The sequence below is a fragment of the Oceanobacillus massiliensis str. N'diop genome, from assembly GCF_000285495.1.
GTDB lineage: Bacteria > Bacillota > Bacilli > Bacillales > Amphibacillaceae > Oceanobacillus > Oceanobacillus massiliensis.
Window position 1 is genome coordinate 121,565 of the sequence record NZ_HE610978.1, and the last position, 21,140, is coordinate 142,704.

Sequence of the window (21,140 nt, forward strand, 5' to 3'; positions counted from 1 at the left end):
AAAAAAACGAGGTATCTGCATGATACCTCGTTCCATAATCAACAGGCTAAGCGTAGGAATGCAGACCCGCCAATACCAGGTTGACGACAATCAGGTTAAACATAATAATGGCAAATCCTACTACTGCAAGCCAGCCGGATTTTTCCCCATGCCATCCTCTTGATAAACGAAGATGGAGAAAAGCTGCGTAATAAAGCCATGTAACAAGTGCCCATACCTCTTTCGGGTCCCATCCCCAAAATCTTCCCCAGGCGATCTGGGCCCAAATAGATGCAAAAATCAATCCGCCTAATGTAAAGACAGGAAATCCAATTGCAACGGAACGATACATTATCTCATCGAGTAAGCCAGGCTTCACATTTTTCAGAAGTGGCTGAAGTTTTGCACCAATCCGCTTTCGGGTAAGCAGGCGTGTCAGACCATAAAGAACCGTTCCTGTTATAAATGACCAGATTACAGTATTAAATTTCCTGCCGGCATCTGCTCCATGCATCCATGCTGGTGAATCGAACCAAGGTTCCATGGTATCTTCAGTGAGAAGGTTGCCTTCATTTGGACCTGCAATGGCAGGCAGATGATAATCAGTTGTCAGCATACTTTCACCTTCCGGGTACTCGAATGTAACATTATAATTCGTTAAGTTGAATGCTGATGTAATTACGATAAAACCAACAAATAAAAAGATTGTGTAAAGCACTACTTCCAGCCAAATATTCTTTTTGTTTCTGACCGTTTGATCGACCTGACTGATCAAATACATCAAACCTGCAACGAAGCTGATAAACAGGATTCCCTGTCCAAGAGCAACGGTGGTTACGTGTATATAAAGCCAGTGGCTTTGCAGAGAAGGTACCAATGGTGCGATTTCGGTTGGAAACATGCTTGCATAAGCAATAATGATCATTGTTATTGGAAGTGCAAAGAGTCCAAGAAAAGTCAATTTGTAATAAAAATAAACAATGATAAAGCCTAAGACCATACACATTCCGAAAAATGTCATAAACTCGAACATATTGCTTACAGGAGCATGACCACTAGCAATCCATCTCGTAATTAAGTAGACAAGCTGGGTCGCAAAACCAATCATTGTGATTATGATTCCGATCGTGCCAGTCTTTGTTTTCTTTCTCCGTTCCGCTTTATCTTGTCTGATGGAAGCTCCAAAGAAAAACGTTGCAATCAGATATAGAATAAAGGCGGTATATAGCATTGTACTGCTTAGATTAAGTAAATCCATGAAAAACTCCTCCTACTTCTTGGATCATACAGCTGCGTGTGATGCACGCAGCATATTTTATTCATCCTGTTCCTGCTGATCTTCAACCATTTTAATGGATGTGGTTTCAATAGCATTTTCTATATCTTTTTTAATACCGAACCAGTTTTTATTGGTATGTGCAGCCAGCAATAATCCATTTCCTTTTGGATGGATCCAGATTCTCCGGTGGTGCCAGTACATTCCCTGAATGACCCCAATCATAAAGATAACAGCTCCGATAATGAAGAACGGCAAGGTATTGTCCACCCGGAGTGTCAAACCACTGACATCGTGCATCTCAAAATCCTCTATGCCTAATTTATAGTCATTTTCCCCTGTTGCGTCAATATTCCTTCCAATACCGATAAAGCTGACTTCAGGCTGGTCACTGTCAGGCGGGTAAACCATCAGAACAAATGCTGGATTTCTTGGGTAATCCGTTTCAGAGGCTGGGATGCCGTTGTCATCCAAATAATAATCCGGATAATATTTATCAATCATGACACGGAAACCACTATCAAGTTCGTAGACCGATTCTGGATTTCGTAAATCAATTGTAAATGTGTCAAGCGCTGTTTCGTCAGGATCATCCGTTTCATGGAGTTTAAAGGTCATATTGGTAAACTCATTTACTTGATATCCCGATTGATATAACGTATATTTGTCAAATTTAGCTGGCTTATTCATCTGAATGGAATCTTCAAGAATCGTTTCCAGTTCAGGCTCAGCACCGGGAACGGATGTATTGCTATCTTGGTAGATTACAACATCTGTCTGGAAATTACTGGGTACAGAGCCCTCCTCCTGAATCGCTTGACTGAACCGCTCATCATCTTCATCATGCGTTTCCATGATAAAGTCTTTGTTTTCAATATAATATTCCTGGCTTGTCCCGGGGATTACAATAGTCTCGCCTTCACGAACCCAGACATATTCGTCCGTAAACATTAAAGGGGTAGAACGCAAGATTGCTGCAACCAGGATAATAATTAGCCCAATATGGTTTACATATGGACCCCATCTGGAGAATCTGCCTTTTTCAGCAAGAATGTGCCCATTTTCATCCCGGACATTATAACGGGATTTTTTGAGATTGGCTTTAAGGATTTCAATGTCTTGTTCTGATATGTTTTCGGATTCACTGTACAGACGCTGTCTGTTTAAAAATGATTCATGGCGCTTTGCTTTTTGTCTCTTGAGTGCTTTGTATAATGGTATAAATCTATCAAGACTGCAGATTACAAGCGAAATGCCGATAAGGGCTATTAAGATCATATACCACCATGAACTATACAGCTGGTGGAAGCCTAATTGATAGTATATCAGGCCAAAAATCCCATAAGTATCTTCATAAAAAATAGCAGGATCTCGCGATTCTGCGGTTGCCGGTATGTACATTTCCTGTGGGAAAATCGTTCCGATCATTGAAGCGGTAAGCGCTATTACGATTAACCAAACACCAACCTTGACAGAAGAGAAAAAACTCCATATTTTATCAATAATCGATTTATTATGTGTTTGGGATCGGCGTGCACTGCCATCATAACGCATATTGAGAAGTTTGTGGTCCTCATTTCCGTCAATATGCTGGTTTCCTTCTATAGGCTTCCCGCAAGCTTCGCATAAGACTGTGCCCTCCGGGTTGATATGCCCGCATTCACATTTTACATTATCCATTTAAATCCCTCACAATAGCTGTATACTGCTTAATTTGTTTCTGGCTGTATTTCCTGTAAATACCCTTCAAGTCGTTCCAGTGAAAGTGCACCGTTTACAACCTCCTCTATTTCTCCATCAGGATTGATGAAAAAAGTGCTGGGAATCGGACCTACTTTATACAGATCAACGATTTCTCCTGTCTTGTCATGCGGAGTTGGGAACGTCAGACCGTATTCATCAATAAATCGGTCGACTACGAGTTCTGTACTGTCTAGGCTTACAGCAACAATTTCAATTCCTTTTTCTTTATACTCTGGATATAGCTCCTGCATGTATGGCATTTCGGATTTGCAAGGTTTGCACCATGTCGCCCAAAAATTCAGCATCACGCCTTTTCCTTCCAGGTCACTCAATTGGATAGATTCTGCCTCGTTATTGTTATTGATCTGTTTCAGCTGGAAATCCGGTGCCTTATCTCCTGCCTTATATACAGTGTTATCTTTTTGCAGATTTGTAATAAGGGCAAAAGCGACTGCTGCAACTAACACTGCGAGTATTGCCGTTCTGAATATAAAGCGATTTCTTTTTTTATTTTTTTTGCTGTTCTTTTTCTCTTCCAAGCTCAAAACCATCACTCCCTTCGCCATTATACCATTCTAATAGAGGGGATATTTTGACTATTCTTTTACAATTCCATCGCAGAGTTTCTGATTTGTTTAATTTCCTTCGGTGTCAATGCCCGGTAGTCTCCTGGCTTTAACCCATCCAATGTAAGCGTGCCATAGCGTTCACGTTTCAGTTTCATCACAGGATAGCCTAATTGTTCCATCATTCTTCGCACATGTCTGTTCTTTCCTTCTTGTAAGGTCAATTCGATAATCATTGTATTTTTCTTTTTATCGGTTGAGAGAATAGCATAATTTGTTGCTTTGAGGAGATCCTTTTCCGCTTTTACCCCTCTTTTAAGTCTGCCTAATTCTCTTTTGTCAAGAATACCTTTGATTTTCGCCACATAGACCTTCTCCACTCCATGCTTTGGATGCATTAACAGATTGGCAAAATTACCATCGTTTGTCAAAAGCAGCAGACCGGATGTGTCGTAATCGAGTCTGCCGACTGGGAAGACCCTTTCGCTGACGTCTTCCATTAAATCGATGACAACTTTTCGGTTCTTATCATCCTTCAGGCTGGAAATGACGCCTCTTGGCTTATAAAGCATATAATATACAAAAGCTTCCTTTTCCAGAGGAACGCCGTTCACTTCGACATTGTCATCCCCAGTAACCTTCGTACCGAGTTCAGTGACAGTTTGTCCATTGACCTTGACTTTACCATCTATAATCAGCTGCTCCGCTTTCCTTCTTGATGTTATACCGCTTTGCGCGATAACTTTCTGTAGTCTCTCACCATTAGTTGTCATTGTATCACCATGCTTTACGTATTATTTACTACATAATAATAGCCTTAACTGTCCATTAAAGCCACCTTTATATATTATCCGAATACCATTTTAACAAGAATGATTGAAGAAAGTATAGCAATTAGGTCTGCAAGCAGTCCGACTTTCAAAGCATATCCCATCTTTTTGATACCTACTGCACCAAAATAGACAGTCAATATGTATAGCGTTGTGTCTGTAGTTCCCTGCATGGTAGATGCCAATCTGCCGATAAAGGAATCCGGACCATGTGTGGCAATCAATTCGGTGGTCATTCCCAGTGCAGCAGTACCAGAAATCGGTCTGATGAGGGCAAGTGGCATGATATCTGGCGGGATGCCGACCATATGCAGTACTGGAGAAATCAGCTGAATGATTGCATCCATTGCTCCTGAACTTCGCAGTATAGAGATGGAGACAATCATTCCTACTAAAAAAGGAAGCAAAGAAAATGCCATCTTGACACCTTCCTTTCCTCCTTCAACAAATAATTCATATGCTGGAATTCTTTTAATGACAGCTATTGTCAAAACGATAAGCAGAAAACATGGAATGATCCATGTGCTGATAGCCGTAATGATCTCCATAATTAATTCCTCCAAGTACTTTTGTAATAAAAAAAACGGTCGATCAGGATGGCACTTATGGTAGATATACAGGTTGCAAGGATAGTAGTTCCCACTATTTCAGTCGGAGATACCGAGTTATACTGCATTCTGATTGCGATAACAGTCGTTGGAACAAGCGTTAATCCGGAAGTGTTCAAAGCAAGAAAGGTAATCATTGATCTAGATGCGGTGTCTGTTCCGCTCAATTGCTTCATCTGCTCCATTGCTTTTATACCAATTGGGGTTGCCGCATTGCCCAGTCCGAACATATTTGCCGTAATGTTGGACACAATATATCCAATTGCAGGATGATCCCTTGGAATGTCGGGGAATAACCGAACGATAATAGGACGGAAAAGCTTACTGAGACCCTCCAATATTCCAGCACTTTCCGCCACTTTCATAATCCCCAGCCAAAATACCAGAATGCTTATCAGTCCGATTGAGAGCGTCACTGCATCACCCGCACTCTCAAAGATTGCTTTATTCACTTCCTCCATTTTGCCGTTTACCATGGCGAAAACGATACCTATGATGGCCATGCAGGCCCAGATAAGATTGATCATCTTATCTTAACCCAATCGTATTCTTAAGAATGGACTTCACTTCGAACAAGAGGGATGTCTCCTTATCCCGGAGTCTATTATTATATATAGGTGTTTCAGCAAGCTGATTATCGCCCAAATAAAAGACGGTTTTTCCGATGATATCCTCTTCTGCTATGTTGTCATTCATAACAATATAATTTTTTTGTTTAGTGATAGCTGTTCCTCTTCTGTCAAGGGGTAGGATATCTGTTCTCCAATGTAACCGGGTATCGTCTGATTGTTGTTTACAATATAATCGGACGGACCTTCGTTGGAGAGGGATTCCATTTGGTAATTGTCAAATCCCCATTCGAACATGGACATATGGTCTTGCCAATCATCTGGTGCATCAAGAGTAACGGCAATCAGCTCGACACCGTCCTTCTCAGCAGTGCTGACTAAGGTTCTGCCCGTTTTTTTTGTATATCCAGTCTTTCCGCCTGTACAATATTCATAAAACTGGGTAAGCAACTTATTCTTATTTTGCCAGGAATAAGATCTGTTCTCAGATTTATACGTTTCTGAGGCAGTTATTTTTTTGAAGAGATCGTTCTCCATTGCATAGCGCATCAGCAGCCCCATATCATAGGCGCTGGAGTAATGCGTGTCCGAATCCAGACCATGCGGATTATCGAAATGGGAATTGGTCATACCAAGCCATTTTGCCTTCTCGTTCATTAAGAAGATAAAGCCATCTTCGCTTCCGCCGACATGTTCAGCAATCGCTACAGCGGCATCATTTCCGGATCGCAGCATTAACCCATATACAAGGTCTTCCAGTTTCATTCGCTCGCCCTGTTCAAGATAAATGGATGATCCTTCTGTATAGATCGCTTCTCTGGAAGCCTCTGCCATCTCTTCCATTTTTCCAGATTCTATCGCAATTATTGCTGTCATGATTTTGGTGATACTGGCAATCGAAGCTTGGTCATTGGCATTCTTCTCGAAAAGCACCCTGCCTGTCGACTGCTCTATCAGAATCGCATTATTTGCAGATACAGAAGGGGCAGCTTGTCCTATCGTTGGAAAACCAAGATTAAATAACAATAAAATAATGAGCAATAGAAATAAACGCATGGTTTAAAAGCCTCCCAGAAAAGATGTCTCTATATTTTATGCTGGTCGGCGGCAGTTATGAGTAGTAAATGCAGTAAGCATAAAAAATCCCTGCATTGTCATTCCATGCAAGGATCTTGTCTAATCATTTAGGTTCTTATCGATTTCATCACTAAATCGTTCAAAGAATAAATCAGCTTCATTCGAGTCATCGTCAGAATCATCCGATTCCGGTAAAGGCGGTAACTCTTCAAGCGAGGTAAGTCCAAAGTAAGTCAGAAAATCCTTGCTTGTTCCAAAGAGTATCGGTCGTCCCACGCTATCTTTTCGGCCTGTCTCCTCAATCAGCGATCTTGCGAGCAGCGTTTGGACTGGGCGATCGCTTTTAACTCCTCTTATATCTTCTATTTCCGTTCTCGTGATTGGCTGCTGGTAGGCTATTATCGCAAGAGTTTCCAGTGCGGCTTGAGACATTCTGCTTGTCTGCGGAAGCTCGAGCAGCTTTTTGAAGTAACTGCTGTGCTCCGGTTTCGTTGTCAAATGCAGAACATCATGGGACTGCATAATCATTAGTCCTCGGTCACTGCTTTCGTAATCAAATTTTAATTCTTCAATTATATGAAGGGCAGCCGACTCTGAGACATCCAGTATTCTATATAGTTGTTTAATCGTAATTCCCTCATCACCGCTGGCAAAAAGCAATCCTTCGGCGACAGCTTTCAACTCATCAATCTCCACAGTTATTCCTCCATGTAATATATGTACAATGATTCAAAGTGCTGGTCCTGCTTACAGTATATTTCCTTTGACTTCATAAGCTCCAGTACCGCTATGAAGGTGACTACAATATGTCCCCGTGAAGGGTAAGGAAATAAGTGATCGAACTCGATTCCGTCCTTGGAACTCTTGACCTTGCTCAATACATCCTGCATTCTTTTTTCAATTGGAATATCCATCCGTTGTACTGTTGTGTCAAGTGGCGTATTCCAATTTTTCCGCTCCATCATCTTCCCGAGCGCATTCAGCATATCATATACCGATAGCTCCCCCCGCACCACAGGAGCTTTTTCCTTCTCTAAATCCTCAAAAATAACTGGCGGTCTGGTGTAGACCTGATTTTCTTCCAGTTCTTTCTTTTTAAGCTCCTCGGCCGCCTCTTTAAATTTCCTGTATGCAATAAGACGCTGCATCAGCTCTTCTCTTGGGTCCTCCATATATTCTTCGGATTCGTCGACTGGAAGTTCCTGCTTTGGCAAGAGCATTTGGCTTTTAATGGCAACCAGTGTGGATGCCATCACAAGGTATTCACTCGCAATATTTAACTCCAGGCGCTGCATGGTATGGATATATTCCATATATTGTTTCGTTATTTGTGCAACTGGGATATCGTATATATCAATCTCATACTGATTAATTAAATGGAGCAATAAATCAAGCGGTCCTTCAAATGCATCGAGTTTCACCTGATATGCCTGATTCATGTTGTTTCTTCCTTTCTTCAACGACAGTTTATTCAAAGTTTAGCATAAGTGCCCATACAACGCTCTTCATCCTTACATAAGCTATAAGCGTAAGATAAATGTTACCACAAAACATTTATGGAACGAAGAAGAAAAAGGAGGAAATTTATTATGAGTAATAGTTATGGCGGAGGCTTTGCGTTAATTGTAGTTTTGTTCATCCTTTTGATCATCGTGGGTGCTGCTTGGTTCTAAGTTAAAAGCTTATATAGCGTTACATGAGCACGCTTTGTTATTGGATGATAACTGCCATTAACAGAAAAACCAGCCCTTACTGGATAAGGGCTGGTTTTTTATTGGTCATCAGCAGAGGTGGCAGGGTCTTCCACATCCAAACACTTGTTATAAAAATCCTCAATTTCATCCGTGGTGGAAACTACGTATTTATTCTGGTATAGACGGTGAATCTCATTAATCATCTTTTTGCCGATTCCGGAATTTCGATGTGAAGGATTAACAGAAATATGCTGGATGACAGCATCGATTCCATCCTCGGTCCTCACACCAATGGCTCCCAGTACATCTTCTTCTTTCCACAAATGAAGATGCCAGTTATCATTGGTCTCATATTCCTTAATGGTTTGCTGTAATTTCTTGACATCTTTTTTTCTTCCGGCATAAAAGACAATAAACCCATCGCTATCTTTTCCAAATTTTTCTTATAACGAATTAACATAATTACCCCTCATTAATAAAAACTTTTGATTGGTCAAATAAGCTTTCTAAACTTAAAACTGTCTATGCCAAATATGAAAAGTATATCTCTATTTATTACACTATTGAAGCCTTTTGTCAAATTTACTCTGGCTAGTCGTTTATATTTTATAAACATTGACTATTTTCGCAGTCATTATACTATTTAGCTGAATTTTGACGATGTATGCGCACTGCTTTGATTATAGCGAACCCGTCTGTTTCCTTTCCGCCAATTCGGAATGGGACCATATTGCCGATGGTCATCCAGATATTGAACCAGAAAAACAGCTGGAGAAAGCTGCTGGGAACAAACTCGTTGATTATAAAAATAAATAATGCCGTTGCCCCGTTGAACAGTGGTCCCATTACAGCTATCCTCACGGCTTCTGATTTGCTGTAAGGGTCTTTTCTCCCGCTACGGGTGAACCCACTTAAAAAGTAAACAGGATGAAGGATAATCTGAAGGTTTTTAAAGGTAATAATCCGCGACTGTCTTCCAATCCCGACCGATAGATGGATAAAATCCGCCCTAACACTAAACGCCCCTGATACATGGCCAAGCTCATGAATCAGGGTGCTTAGAGGAGCAATAACAAATAAGAGGCATGCCAATAAATACATATCCATTTAATATACCTTTAAATCAGCTATAATGATAACTATTCTGAAATGACCTTAACTTCTTTCATTACATCACCATTTTGCATTGCTTTTGCATGCTCGATTCCGGAAGTCACTTGCCCAAATACAGTGTGTACTCCGTTAAGATGCGGTTGTGGCTCGTGCACTACGAAGAATTGACAGCTTCCAGTGTCCTTTCCAGCATGGGCCATCGATAAGGAACCTTCAACATGTTTATGCGGATTTCCTTCTGTTTCACACTTGATTGTATAACCGGCAGAGCCTGTCCCATTTCCAATCGGACATCCTCCCTGACTTACGAAACCAGGAATTACACGATGGAAAGTTAATCCATCATAGAAATTTTCATTTGCTAGCTTTTCAAAATTAGCAACCGTCTTTGGTGCTTCATTTGGGTATAATTCAAATTCGATTTTATTTCCATTTTCCATTAAAATGTAACCTTTTTTAGACATATGTACATCTCCCTGTAAATTATTTAGCAAAGCTATTTTACCACTTTATCTATAGGAATGGCAGTAATAACTATTCATAGGATAGGTCATTTCTTGCAACATCCTGAAAGGTTTCCCGTTTGACCACCAATTTATCGCTTCCAGCTTCAACAAATACAACAGCCGCATTTGGCAGGCGATTATAATGGCTTGCCATAGAATAGCTGTATGCACCAGTTGAGAATACTGCCAGGATATCGCCATGATCCACTGCTGGAACCGGGAGATCCCAGATGAGCATATCGCCGGATTCACATGCCTTACCTGCAATCGAGACCGAATTGCTTACTTCTGCCTTCGGTTTATTGGCAATTACCGCTTCATATTTTGCCTGATAGAGGGCTGGTCTTATGTTGTCTGTCATACCGCCATCGACAGACACATAATCACGGACTCCGGGTATTTGCTTCATTGCGCCGATGGTATAAAGGGTCAAGCCAGCGTTCCCGACTATTGATCTGCCAGGTTCGATCCAGATCTCCGGCATCGGTATTTCCATTTTTTCCGAATGCTCCTTCACCGATTCAACTGTGCTTCTAACATAATCACTGTGCGGCAGTGGTTCATCATCTTTCGTATAACGGATACCGAACCCTCCTCCAAGGTTAAGCACTTGAGGAACAAATCCATACTCATCTTTCCATTTTGCGAGCTCATTGAATAAGATATCCGCTGCAACCCGGAACCCCTCTGTTTCGAAAATTTGTGAACCGATGTGGCAGTGAAGTCCTTTCAGATTGATGGACTTATGCTGATTGACCGCTTTAAAGGCTTCCTCTGCCTGTCCATTCTGTAAATTAAATCCGAATTTGGAATCTTCATTGCCGGTTATGATATACTGATGTGTTTTAAGCTCAACACCTGGTGTTACCCGCAGCAATACATCCATTTGCTTGTTGTGGATTTCCAGTTCCTGCTCCAGCAACCTGATATCGTGAAAATTATCGATAACAATGCAGCCAATGTCATTTTCAATTGCCATAGCTATTTCCGCAGAGCTTTTATTATTTCCGTGCATATGGATTCTTTCTGTTGGAAAATCGGCTTGTAAGGCGGTATATAATTCCCCCTCGGAGATGACGTCCAGACAGAGTCCCTCCTGTTTAGCTACCTGAAGCATTGCAATAGCAGAGAATGCTTTGCTTGCATATGCGACCTTAGCCTTTACATTCAAATCTTTAAAGGTATCGACAAATGTTCTTGCATTCTCCCGAATCATGGCCACATCGTAGACATAAAGCGGTGTACCGTATTTTTCAGCAAGGCTTACTGTATCTATTCCGCCTATTTCGAGATGACCTATATCATTAACCTGAAACGGATGGTTATCGATTATCATAATATGTACTTCCCCCACTTAAACTTTCAAATAATAAAAATACTTTAACATATTAAAGTCAAAAACAAAAGAGCTAACCATTGTCAGCTCATTTTATTGGTTGCCGGTAGTTATTTTTTGGATGTACAATGCTTGGCCGGGTATTCGTATACGGTACTGGAACTCGTAATAATATCTGGAGCATTGCTTTTGGATTGAAAGGAATGAACGGCCAAAGATATGGCGTTCTAAGGGACGTTATTGTTGCGAGAAATAAGATATTTATCATAACCCCCACCACGAATCCCGGCAGTCCGAACAATCCTACAACGACTACAAGAAACAGGTTCATCAGCTTGTTGGCGACACTCAGTTCATAGCTTGGTGTCACATAGGAACCTATAGCACTAATGGAAACATAAAGAATCACTTCGGGTGAAAACAATCCGACATCAATAGCAATTTGGCCAATTAATACCGCTGCAATTAACCCCATTGCCGTTGAAAGTGGTGTGGGTGTATGGATGGCCGCCATACGAAGAAATTCAATCCCAAATCCAGCAATAATGATTTGAATGACTACTGGAACATTCCCTTCTTCATTTGGGCCAATGAATGCCAGTTCTTTCGGAAGCAATGAAGGATCCATTACAAAAAGAAGCCATAGAGGAAGCAGGAACATGGATAAAAATACTGCCAGATACCTTATAAACCGTATGAAAGTTCCGATGATCGACGATTGTCTATATTCTTCCGCATGCTGTAGATGATGGAAGAAAGTTGTAGGCAGTATGATGGCGCTTGGAGAAGTATCCACAAAGACCATGACATGGCCTTCCAGCAAATGACTTGCTGCAACATCGGGTCTTTCTGTATAACGGACAAGGGGAAAGGCATTCCATTTGCGATTGATGATATACTCTTCGACTGTCTTTTCTGCCATCGCTATTCCATCAATCTCGATTGCATCGATTTGCTTTTTGATTAAATCAATTAAATCGTCGGAAGCTATATCCTGCAAATAGGTAATACAGACATCGGTCTTGGAACGCTCCCCAACTTTGGTCATAACATTTCGCAATCTTTCATCACGCAATCTTCTTCTGGTTAATGCAGTGTTCTCGATAATATTTTCGGTATAGCCATCCCTGGATCCCCGAATGACTTTTTCGGTATCAGGCTCTTGTGGTGTTCTGCCGGGATAGTGTCTTACATCGACTATTTGGGCATATTGTTCCCCGTCAATAAAAATGCCAATAAGCCCCGAGAGTATCGAATCGACCGCCTCATCCATTGTTTTTACTGGCTTCACCTGCTGATGGACAATTCTATTTTCGATTATTTCGGGAAGCTTTTTGTGACTCACTTCCACATCGTTGATCTCTACAAGTTTTTTAAGCATCTCTTGTATGATGGAAGCTTCACATAAGCCGGTAACATAATAGATATGGACTTTTCTTTTCAAAATAATCAATTCACGAAAGCCGACATCGAATGAACTTCCCATTCCGAGTCTCTCTTCCATAAATGCTTTATTATTTTCAATGCTTGATGATATGGTAGGCTTTTTAGAACTAGTCCTCATGCAGTTGCTCCCTTACAAAATATTCAACGAACAAAGTAGGTCCACTGGAATAAGGATCCAGCTATTTTTCCAAACACAATGGCCATCAGCAATATCAGTAAATAATTATCTATTCCAATTCTTCTGGACAAAATGGGGAAAACGTTTAATACCTCTGTCAGTGCAGCGGCAAGCATCCCGTTAAATATGCCGTGCAGCAGTCCCCAGCTTGCCAATGCGATAAGCGGCTGATTGTAGCTGACTGCAGCAAAAGAAAAATACGTTCCCATTATCAGTCCCAGAATGACACTGGCGCTATATACTCTGATCAGTGTTTCCGTTTTGCTCAATTGTATCAGTCTTGGAATAATTCCAAGTACTGTTATAAATGCCACGAACCCGGCTCCCACAGCAAGACCTCCACTGAACCCAATTACTAATTGTATGAGATTAATGAGGAGGTTTTTTATCATTCAGCTTATTTTCGTGATGGTTCAGATAATCATTGAGATCCTGCTGGTATTTGTGAATTTCAACTTCCAGTGGGCTGGGTTCTTCATTAAATCTCCTGTTAAACCAGTGATTGAAAAACAGTAATGTGCCGAGACCTAAACCGAATGAGTAAGGAATCTGAATCCAAAGCGGGAAATCATTTTCCTCGCCTGTCAGGATGAAGTGCAGTTTTTGCTGTACCTCCTGCATACTGACATCATAATGGAAGTTCATGATTGTCATGGCAGTCCCGATAAATAACAGAAGCCATACAAATGAAGCAATCCATATATTTACAGGTTTCTTTTGCTCATTGATATGGATAATTGTCTGTTCGGGGCCTAAAAGCTGAATCTCAATGCCATCGATATTTGACATCAGGTGATCAATGATTAGATAACTATCGATAATCACTATATTTCTATCCTTTTTGGTGAGCTGATAGACAGGTATGTCCTCAAGCTTCTTTTTGTATTTGGCGGCAGCTGATATATAGGCGATATTCTTAAGATATATCTGCTGGAGTGATTGGACTTCGATATTTTTTTCATACGAAGATAGATGACTTCTGCCACGATATCCCCCCTTTTTTACCAACTGATAACATTAGTATTTGTCAGGACCGATAAATTTATCAGGCAAAAGGCAAAAAAATCACCACCGAAGTGATGATTCAATTGAATAGAAGTGAAATGGAATTGTTGAATATCATCAAGCAGAAGCATACTTAAAGGCTAGCTTGAATCCATATTTTTCTTCATGTCTTCGAGTATTTTCTTCTCTAGCCTGGAGACTTGCACCTGGGATATTCCCAGTCTGTCAGCAACTTCTGTTTGAGTTTGGTCCTTGTAATATCTTAAGTATACAATCAATCGTTCTCTTTCGCTTAGCGTTCTAATGGCTTCCTGAAGTGACAGTTTATCAAACCATTTTGAATCCTGATCAGCTATTTGATCCATCAATGTTATAGGGTCACCATCATTTTCAAATACTGTTTCGTAAATCGACTGAGGAGACTTGGCGGCTTCCTGGGCATGGACGACTTCCTCCGGCAATATTTCCAGCGCTTCGGCGATCTCCTTTACCGTAGGCGATCTGCCATACTGTTTCGTTAATTCATCCCTTTTTCTGCGAATCTTATTTCCCGTTTCCTTTAATGAACGACTTACCTTTACACTTCCATCATCTCTGATGAAACGTTGTATTTCACCGATTATCATCGGTACAGCATACGTAGAAAATCGTACATCATAAGACAAATCAAATTTATCAATCGATTTGATCAGTCCAATACTGCCAATCTGAAATAGATCATCAGAGTCATACCCGCGGTTAATAAACCGCTGCACAACGGACCATACGAGCCGGATGTTTCTTTCAACTAAAATATCTCTTGCTTCTTTATCCCCCTGCTGGCTTTTTCGAATATAATCTTTAACCTTCTCATCTGACAGCTGTTCCTTCTGACGGGTATTTTTCACATTTACATTCATGTCAGCATCCTCAGTTATAAACTGTTTTTGATTTTGAAAGCTGCTTTGTCATATTGACTACCGTCCCTTTATCAGGGGTTGAAATGACTTCAACAGAATCCATAAAATTTTCAATGATGGTAAATCCCATTCCTGATCTTTCCATTTCAGGTTTGGATGTATATAACGGCTGACGAGCTTCTGAAATGTCCTTTATTCCAATTCCTTCGTCTTTTATAGTTAATTCGATTTCTCCATCATCAAGGGAACATGTGATAAAAATTTTATGATGTGATTCACCATTGTAGCCATGGATGATGGCATTGGTGACCGCCTCTGAAACAACCGTTTTAATCTCGGTCACTTCATCCATCGTTGGGTCAAGCTGTGTGATGAAAGCAGCTACGGTGACCCTGGCAAAGGCTTCATTTTCACTGACACTGGAAAATTCGAGAGTCATTTCGTTCTTCATGAGGCCACCCCCAGTGTAGCTAAGGCAAATTCTTCATTTTCCTCCAGCCTGATAATCTTGAACATACCGGACATTTCAAATAGGCGTTTGACTGGTGGGGAAATGGAACAAACAACCATCTCTCCGCCTAATTGGATGACTTCTTTGTATCTGCCCAGCACGACTCCTAAACCAGAGCTGTCCATAAATGACACGGCTTCCAGATTTAAAATAATATGTTTGACAGGGTTCGAATAGAGCATATCTTTCCATTTGTCCCTTAAGCCTTCTGCTTCATGGTGATCCAATTCACCAGATAGCCTTACAATCAGGACATCTCCCTTTACATCGAAAATTGAATGAAGACTCATTTATCTTCCTCCTTTATAAGAACTGTGTTTATCTATTTCTTCATCTGGAGGTCATATTCCTGCTATCCGACAAAAGTAGTGTACATTCTGCTAAAATAGTTAAGATCAGCGAACTTTCACCATTTCCTGCATTGTCCTCTTTATTAAAGATAGAAGAGAGGCCTTTTCGACATCCGCTTTAACGGTAAGCGGCACTTCAGATAATACCGAACCATTTTCTTTCACTACCAGCTTTCCGACCTCATCCCCTTTTTTGACAGGGAGTGTCCAATTTTCTTCCAGTATTACATCGGTCGTAATCTCTCTCTTTTCCTCCCCTTTTTTATGAAGGGTACTGATTGATTGCGTGGATACGATGTCAATCTTTTTCTGCTGTGATTTCAATAGTGCTATGTCCGTAATTTTTTCGTCTTTATCAAACAGTTTTTTGGTTTCAAAATGATTGAATGCATAATCAAGCAAACCCGTCACCATGGCATTCCGTTCTTTCGGAGATTCAGCTCCCATAACAACGGCAATAACCCGCATGTCATTCCTTTTTGCTGTTGCAGTCAAACAGTATTTAGCCTCATTTGTATATCCTGTTTTCAAGCCATCAACATCGGGATAAAAGTGGACGAGTTTATTTGTATTCACAAGCCAGAATTCGTTCTCCTCGCCTTTTCTCAGGTAATCCTCATAAACAGAAGTATATTCTGTTACGCTTTCATGTTTTAATAATTCATTTGCAATGATGGCCATATCATATGAGGTGCTATAGTGATCATCGGCAGGCAGGCCTGTAGAATTTTGGAACTTTGTATTTTCAAGTTTTAACTCTTTAACTTTTTCATTCATTTTTTCGACGAATGCCTCTTCGCTTCCGGCAATTCTTTCGGCAAGTGCAACGCTGGCGTCATTTCCGGATGCAATTGCTACACCCTTCAAGAGATCATTAACAGACATTTCTTCACCCGTCTCAAGAAATATTTGTGATCCGCCCATAGAGGCTGCACGATCACTGACTCGGATCATCTCTTCCTTGCTTAATTTGCCTTCTTCCAGCGCTTCCATAATCAAAAGTAATGTCATAATTTTGGTCATGCTGGCAGGCGGCAATTGTTCTTGAGCATTTTTGTCAAAAAGTATTTCTCCCGTATCCTGTTCGAGTAAAATAGCTGATTTCGCATTTTGGGCTAAATTTAATGAATCACTGTCGTCACTGCCGTTTTCTTCTGCAAACACAGAAAAAGGCACAGAAACAGCTATGAGTACCATTAATGTAAGGCGTGTTATATACTTTTTCATAGTCTTACCTCCAGCAATCAATATAATGTAAGGATTGCCGATTTATGGAATTTTCATACACCAAATTAGAGAAAAAGATGGCTGATTGCAGAAGATCATTTATAAAAGGCCTTTTCGTGAACATTGCTGTTTCCAAACAATGGGGTTGACAGTGGGATAGCGGGATTGGCGGCTGAAGCGCGGAATAAACAGCAAAAGCGCGGAATTAGCAGCAGAATCGCGGAATTAGCAGCAGAACCGCGGAATTAGCAGCGGAAGCGCGGAATTATCGCCAAAACCGCGGAATTAACAGCGGAATCGCGGAATTATCGCCAAAACCGCGGAATTAACAGCGGAAGCGCGGAATTAGCAGCAAAAGCGCGGAATTAGCGTCGGAACCGCGGAATTAGCAGCGGAAGCGCGGAATTATCGCCAGAACCGCGGAATTAACACCAGAACCGCGGAATTATCAGCGGAAGCGCGGAATTAGCGGCAGAATCGCGGAAAAAGCGTGAGAACCGCGGAATTAAGCAAGGTTTGGAATAATCTCCTGCCATGCCTAAGATGAGTGCGCTTAAATAAATCCGCCATTTACGCGTATTGTTTGACCAGTTACCCACTGCGATTTTTCGCTTACTAGAAATTCGATGACATTCGCAATATCCTCTGGTTCACCGAGACGACCAAAAGCATTCATTTTTTTCATCCCTTCTATTTGTTGCTCCGTTTTTCCAGCAATTCTGCGTAAAGCGCCAGCTGCGGAAATCGGCTGCCGCTATCATGTCCCTTTTTAAAAAGAAAAAAGCACACAGAGTTGTATGCTTTTTAAATCTTATCATTCGTTTATTGTAGTATATATAAGTGATGGAGCTTCTGCTTTACCCTGTGTTATGGATATACTCTGATATAATTTGTCGATTACTTCATCAACGTTTTCCTGATTGGAATGGATGGTAAGAATCGATTCACCGGCATTAACCGTATCACCGACCTTTTTATGCAGAACTAATCCAACACTTAAGTCTATTTCTGACTCTTTGGTTGCCCGCCCTGCTCCCAGCATCATGGCAGCTGTTCCTAGTTCGTCTGCAATCATTTTCTCGATTTTACCTGAAGATTTTGCCGGCAATTCCGTTTTATACGGTGCCTGCGGAAGCAATTCAGGATTATCAGCGACCCGTGCGTCTCCGCCTTGGGATTCGAGGAATTGTTTAAATTTAGCAAGAGCCTTGCCGTTTGTCAGGTTTTCTCTTAACATATTTCTTGCTTCTTCAATATTTTGAGCCTTACCCGCCAGAACTACCATCTGGCTTCCAAGGGTTATACAAAGCTCGGTTAAATCTGCTGGTCCATTACCTTTTAATGTATCGATTGCTTCTCTCACCTCAAGTGCGTTGCCGATTGCAAATCCCAACGGCTGACTCATATCAGAGATTACAGCCATTGTATTTCTCCCGACACGATTTCCTATAGAAACCATCGCATGGGCAAGCTCTTTTGCCTCATCAAGATCCTTCATAAAAGCGCCTGCTCCTGTTTTGACGTCAAGGACAATTCCGTCAGCTCCAGAAGCAATTTTTTTGCTCATGATGGAACTGGCAATGAGCGGAATCGAGTTAACAGTTGCTGTAACATCTCTTAGACTATATAGTTTTTTATCTGCAGGAGTTAAATTACCGGACTGTCCAATAACGGCTACTTTATTTTCATTGACAAGGCTGATAAATTCCTCATTTGAAATTTCAACATGAAATCCTTTAACGGATTCCAGCTTATCAATTGTTCCGCCAGTATGGCCAAGTCCCCTGCCGCTCATTTTGGCCAATGGGACATCAAGGGATGCCACAAGTGGTGCGAGGATTAAAGTGGTTGTATCCCCAACACCACCAGTAGAGTGCTTGTCCACCTTGAATCCTTCGATTGCAGATAGATCTATCTGGTCACCGGATTCAACCATCGCCATCGTCAAATCTGCACGTTCAGCTTCTGTCATATCCTGAAAATAGATTGCCATCAGCAATGCACTAATCTGATAGTCAGGAATGGCGCCATTTGTATAGCCATCAATAAAGAATTTAATTTCTTCACTCGATAGTTTTTCACCATTTCGCTTCTTTTCGATGATGTCGTACATCCTCATTTATAATCACCTTTTTTTAGTTATAGTGGTAGCGTACTTATAATTTTTTTCACAAACGTTAGAAAGTTTTCTCTGACCCTTTCAGTTGTTTCCATTACTTCATGATGGGTAAGCGGCTGATCCAGAATTCCTGCAGCCATGTTTGAGATGCAGGATATACCAAGAACGCGAATCCCTGCATGTCTGCTCACAATTACTTCAGGAACTGTTGACATTCCTACTGCATCCCCGCCAAACGCACGAAGCATTCGTACTTCTGCTGGCGTTTCATAGGTCGGTCCAGTATTGCCGATATATACTCCCTTTTGTATTTGGATTCCGATTTCCTTTGCACATTCTTCTGCATAGCGAATATATTCTCTATCATAGCTTTGAGACAGGTCGGGGAAACGAGGTCCGAGTTCTTCGTCATTTTTGCCGATTAGTGGATTATTCCCCATATTGTTAATATGGTCTGTTATCAGCATGAGATCACCGGGATTGAATGATTCATTTATGCCGCCGGCTGCATTTGTGACAATTATCGATTCAATGCCCAAATCCTTCATAACCCGAACAGGGAAAGTTACCTGTTCCATGGAATAGCCTTCATAGTAATGAAACCTTCCCTGCATTGCGATTACCTGTTTCCCTTCAAGATTTCCTGCGATTAGCTGCCCCTTATGGCCAGCTACAGTGGATTCCGGGAAGTGCGGTATATCCGAATACGGGATAACAATCGGTTCCTCAATTTCATCTCCAAGCACACCTAGACCCGATCCTAGAATCAGTCCAATCTTCGGAGTTTCTTTTAATTGCCTTTTTACATAACTGCTTGCTTCTAAAAGTTCTGTTCGGTTCATCTTCGTCTATCCCCTCTATTTAATATCATTTAAGAAACTTTTGCCGTATTCAGGCATCTGGATGCCGAAATTGTCAGCAATCGTAGCACCAATATCAGCAAATGTCTCTCTGATTGGAATTTGCTTGCCTTCAGATATACCTGCATGATGGATAACTAGCGGAACATATTCTCTCGTGTGATCTGTCCCTTGATGTACGGGGTCATTTCCATGGTCAGCTGTAATAATCAGCAGATCATCTTCTCTTAATTTGGTTAAGGCTTCTGGAAGTCTTGCATCAAAATCCTGTAAGGCCTTTCCATACCCCTCCGGATCTCTTCGGTGGCCGTATTTGGCGTCAAAATCCACCAGGTTCAGGAAGCATAGTCCCCGGAAATCCTTGTCCATTGATTCAGTGAGCTTCGTCATGCCATCATCGTTGTCCACTGTCCGAATAGCTTCCGTTACACCTTCTCCATCATAAATATCAGAGATTTTACCAAGGGCAATTACATCCAGTTCATTATCCTTCATTTCATTCATAACCGTTCTGCCAAAAGGCTTAAGGGCATAATCATGGCGGTTGGAGGTTCGTTCAAATGCTCCTGGTTTGCCAATAAATGGACGCGCAATGACCCTTCCCACCATATATTTTTCATCCAGTGTCAACTCGCGCGCTATTTCACAGATGCGATACTGCTCCTCTATCGGAACAATGTCTTCGTGTGCAGCGATTTGCAGAACGGAATCGGCAGAAGTATAAACAATCAGTGCGCCTGTGTCCATATGCTCTTCCCCTAGTTCGACAAGGATCTCTGTTCCAGAAGCCGGCTTATTGCCGATTATTTTCCTGCCTGTCCTATCTTCCAGCTCCTGCAGCAATTCATCCGGAAATCCATCTGGGAAGGTTCGGAATGGTTTGCTGATATTTAGACCCATAATCTCCCAATGCCCTGTCATTGTGTCTTTCCCATTTGAAGCTTCCTGCATTTTTGTATAATATGCTTTTGGATGGACTGCTTTCTCTATCCCTTTTATCTTTCTTATATTGCTTAAACCGAGCGCTCCCATATGAGGCATTTCGAGACCGTTCATTTGCTCAGCGATATGCCCTAAAGTATCTGCGCCAAGATCATTGAATTTTTCTGCATCAGGTGCTTCCCCAATGCCAACTGAATCCATTACAACCAGAAATACACGTTTAAAATTCGTCATATTCATTAACCCTCCTGTAAGTATCTTCCCGCATCAAATAATTTATATGTTGGATTTTATGATGTAGGATGT

Annotated in this window: 24 protein-coding genes and 2 pseudogenes; 1 reads left to right on the forward strand and 25 read right to left on the reverse strand. The window is 41.3% G+C overall.

The window, feature by feature from the left end; all coding sequences use genetic code 11:
* Nucleotides 1-46: 46 nt before the first annotated feature.
* The 10 genes from ccsB to OMHG_RS10485 all read right to left on the reverse strand — a co-directional run bounded on the left by ccsB (nt 47) and on the right by OMHG_RS10485 (nt 8,087).
* Nucleotides 47-1,237, reverse strand: coding sequence for a c-type cytochrome biogenesis protein CcsB (ccsB, locus tag OMHG_RS10445; protein ID WP_010650731.1), 1,191 nt, complete (start codon nt 1,235-1,237; stop codon nt 47-49).
* A 57-nt stretch (nt 1,238-1,294) separates the two neighbouring features.
* Nucleotides 1,295-2,935: a cytochrome c biogenesis protein ResB gene (gene resB, locus OMHG_RS10450; RefSeq protein ID WP_010650732.1), complete on the reverse strand. Its 1,641-nt coding sequence runs from the start codon at nt 2,933-2,935 to the stop codon at nt 1,295-1,297.
* Nucleotides 2,936-2,964: 29 nt separating this feature from the next.
* Nucleotides 2,965-3,543 carry a thiol-disulfide oxidoreductase ResA gene (gene resA, locus OMHG_RS10455; protein ID WP_010650734.1) on the reverse strand — a complete coding sequence of 193 codons (579 nt, stop codon included), beginning with the start codon at nt 3,541-3,543 and terminating at the stop codon, nt 2,965-2,967.
* A gap of 59 nt (nt 3,544-3,602) precedes the next feature.
* The gene (locus tag OMHG_RS10460; protein WP_010650736.1) at nt 3,603-4,337 is read right to left on the reverse strand and encodes a pseudouridine synthase; all 735 of its coding nucleotides are present in this window, start codon (nt 4,335-4,337) and stop codon (nt 3,603-3,605) included.
* A gap of 74 nt (nt 4,338-4,411) precedes the next feature.
* Entirely contained in the window at nt 4,412-4,942 is a 531-nt protein-coding gene (locus OMHG_RS10465; RefSeq protein WP_010650738.1) for a spore maturation protein, read from the reverse strand.
* Between the two features lie 2 nt (nt 4,943-4,944).
* Nucleotides 4,945-5,529 carry a nucleoside recognition domain-containing protein gene (locus tag OMHG_RS10470; protein WP_010650740.1) on the reverse strand — a complete coding sequence of 195 codons (585 nt, stop codon included), beginning with the start codon at nt 5,527-5,529 and terminating at the stop codon, nt 4,945-4,947.
* A 1-nt stretch (nt 5,530) separates the two neighbouring features.
* The gene (locus OMHG_RS19055) at nt 5,531-5,698 is read right to left on the reverse strand and encodes a hypothetical protein (RefSeq protein WP_154648233.1); all 168 of its coding nucleotides are present in this window, start codon (nt 5,696-5,698) and stop codon (nt 5,531-5,533) included.
* On the reverse strand, nt 5,695-6,627 hold the full coding sequence (locus OMHG_RS10475; protein ID WP_010650742.1) for a D-alanyl-D-alanine carboxypeptidase family protein: 933 nt from the start codon (nt 6,625-6,627) through the stop codon (nt 5,695-5,697). Before OMHG_RS10475 ends, OMHG_RS19055 begins: the two co-directional genes overlap by 4 nt.
* 120 nt (nt 6,628-6,747) lie before the next feature.
* Nucleotides 6,748-7,344 carry an SMC-Scp complex subunit ScpB gene (scpB, locus tag OMHG_RS10480; protein ID WP_010650743.1) on the reverse strand — a complete coding sequence of 199 codons (597 nt, stop codon included), beginning with the start codon at nt 7,342-7,344 and terminating at the stop codon, nt 6,748-6,750.
* A 2-nt stretch (nt 7,345-7,346) separates the two neighbouring features.
* Nucleotides 7,347-8,087, reverse strand: coding sequence for a segregation/condensation protein A (locus OMHG_RS10485; RefSeq protein ID WP_010650745.1), 741 nt, complete (start codon nt 8,085-8,087; stop codon nt 7,347-7,349).
* A gap of 150 nt (nt 8,088-8,237) precedes the next feature.
* Here OMHG_RS10485 and OMHG_RS10490 point away from each other — a divergent pair, with 150 nt between their 5' ends.
* Entirely contained in the window at nt 8,238-8,321 is an 84-nt protein-coding gene (locus tag OMHG_RS10490; RefSeq protein WP_044476913.1) for a YjcZ family sporulation protein, read from the forward strand.
* A 98-nt stretch (nt 8,322-8,419) separates the two neighbouring features.
* Here the strand turns inward: OMHG_RS10490 and OMHG_RS10495 are convergent.
* The 15 genes and pseudogenes from OMHG_RS10495 to deoB form a co-directional block, all read right to left on the reverse strand.
* Nucleotides 8,420-8,802, reverse strand: a pseudogene (locus tag OMHG_RS10495) (GNAT family N-acetyltransferase).
* A gap of 179 nt (nt 8,803-8,981) precedes the next feature.
* Nucleotides 8,982-9,449, reverse strand: coding sequence for a site-2 protease family protein (locus OMHG_RS10500; protein WP_010650750.1), 468 nt, complete (start codon nt 9,447-9,449; stop codon nt 8,982-8,984).
* 32 nt (nt 9,450-9,481) lie between these two features.
* On the reverse strand, nt 9,482-9,919 hold the full coding sequence (locus OMHG_RS10505) for a peptidylprolyl isomerase (protein ID WP_010650751.1): 438 nt from the start codon (nt 9,917-9,919) through the stop codon (nt 9,482-9,484).
* A gap of 70 nt (nt 9,920-9,989) precedes the next feature.
* Nucleotides 9,990-11,297 (reverse strand): diaminopimelate decarboxylase, encoded by a 1,308-nt coding sequence (lysA, locus tag OMHG_RS10510; protein ID WP_010650752.1) that lies wholly within the window; start codon nt 11,295-11,297, stop codon nt 9,990-9,992.
* 88 nt (nt 11,298-11,385) lie between these two features.
* Entirely contained in the window at nt 11,386-12,861 is a 1,476-nt protein-coding gene (locus OMHG_RS10515; RefSeq protein WP_010650753.1) for a spore germination protein, read from the reverse strand.
* Between the two features lie 23 nt (nt 12,862-12,884).
* Entirely contained in the window at nt 12,885-13,313 is a 429-nt protein-coding gene (locus OMHG_RS10520; protein ID WP_044476914.1) for a stage V sporulation protein AB, read from the reverse strand.
* Nucleotides 13,291-13,929 carry a stage V sporulation protein AA gene (locus OMHG_RS10525; RefSeq protein WP_010650757.1) on the reverse strand — a complete coding sequence of 213 codons (639 nt, stop codon included), beginning with the start codon at nt 13,927-13,929 and terminating at the stop codon, nt 13,291-13,293. The genes OMHG_RS10520 and OMHG_RS10525 overlap by 23 nt, the downstream gene beginning before the upstream one ends.
* Before the next feature lie 137 nt (nt 13,930-14,066).
* Entirely contained in the window at nt 14,067-14,825 is a 759-nt protein-coding gene (sigF, locus tag OMHG_RS10530; RefSeq protein ID WP_010650758.1) for an RNA polymerase sporulation sigma factor SigF, read from the reverse strand.
* Between the two features lie 10 nt (nt 14,826-14,835).
* Nucleotides 14,836-15,276: an anti-sigma F factor gene (spoIIAB, locus tag OMHG_RS10535; protein WP_010650760.1), complete on the reverse strand. Its 441-nt coding sequence runs from the start codon at nt 15,274-15,276 to the stop codon at nt 14,836-14,838.
* Entirely contained in the window at nt 15,273-15,626 is a 354-nt protein-coding gene (spoIIAA, locus tag OMHG_RS10540) for an anti-sigma F factor antagonist (RefSeq protein ID WP_010650762.1), read from the reverse strand. Before spoIIAA ends, spoIIAB begins: the two co-directional genes overlap by 4 nt.
* Nucleotides 15,627-15,731: 105 nt before the next feature.
* Nucleotides 15,732-16,913: a D-alanyl-D-alanine carboxypeptidase family protein gene (locus tag OMHG_RS10545; protein ID WP_010650764.1), complete on the reverse strand. Its 1,182-nt coding sequence runs from the start codon at nt 16,911-16,913 to the stop codon at nt 15,732-15,734.
* A 553-nt stretch (nt 16,914-17,466) separates the two neighbouring features.
* A pseudogene (locus tag OMHG_RS17945) lies at nt 17,467-17,628 on the reverse strand (SDR family oxidoreductase); the annotation flags it as partial.
* 99 nt (nt 17,629-17,727) lie between these two features.
* The gene (locus OMHG_RS10550; protein ID WP_010650767.1) at nt 17,728-19,032 is read right to left on the reverse strand and encodes a pyrimidine-nucleoside phosphorylase; all 1,305 of its coding nucleotides are present in this window, start codon (nt 19,030-19,032) and stop codon (nt 17,728-17,730) included.
* Nucleotides 19,033-19,052: 20 nt separating this feature from the next.
* Entirely contained in the window at nt 19,053-19,874 is an 822-nt protein-coding gene (locus tag OMHG_RS10555) for a purine-nucleoside phosphorylase (protein WP_010650769.1), read from the reverse strand.
* Between the two features lie 15 nt (nt 19,875-19,889).
* Nucleotides 19,890-21,068 (reverse strand): phosphopentomutase, encoded by a 1,179-nt coding sequence (gene deoB / locus OMHG_RS10560; protein ID WP_010650771.1) that lies wholly within the window; start codon nt 21,066-21,068, stop codon nt 19,890-19,892.
* Between the last annotated feature and the right edge of the window lie 72 nt (nt 21,069-21,140).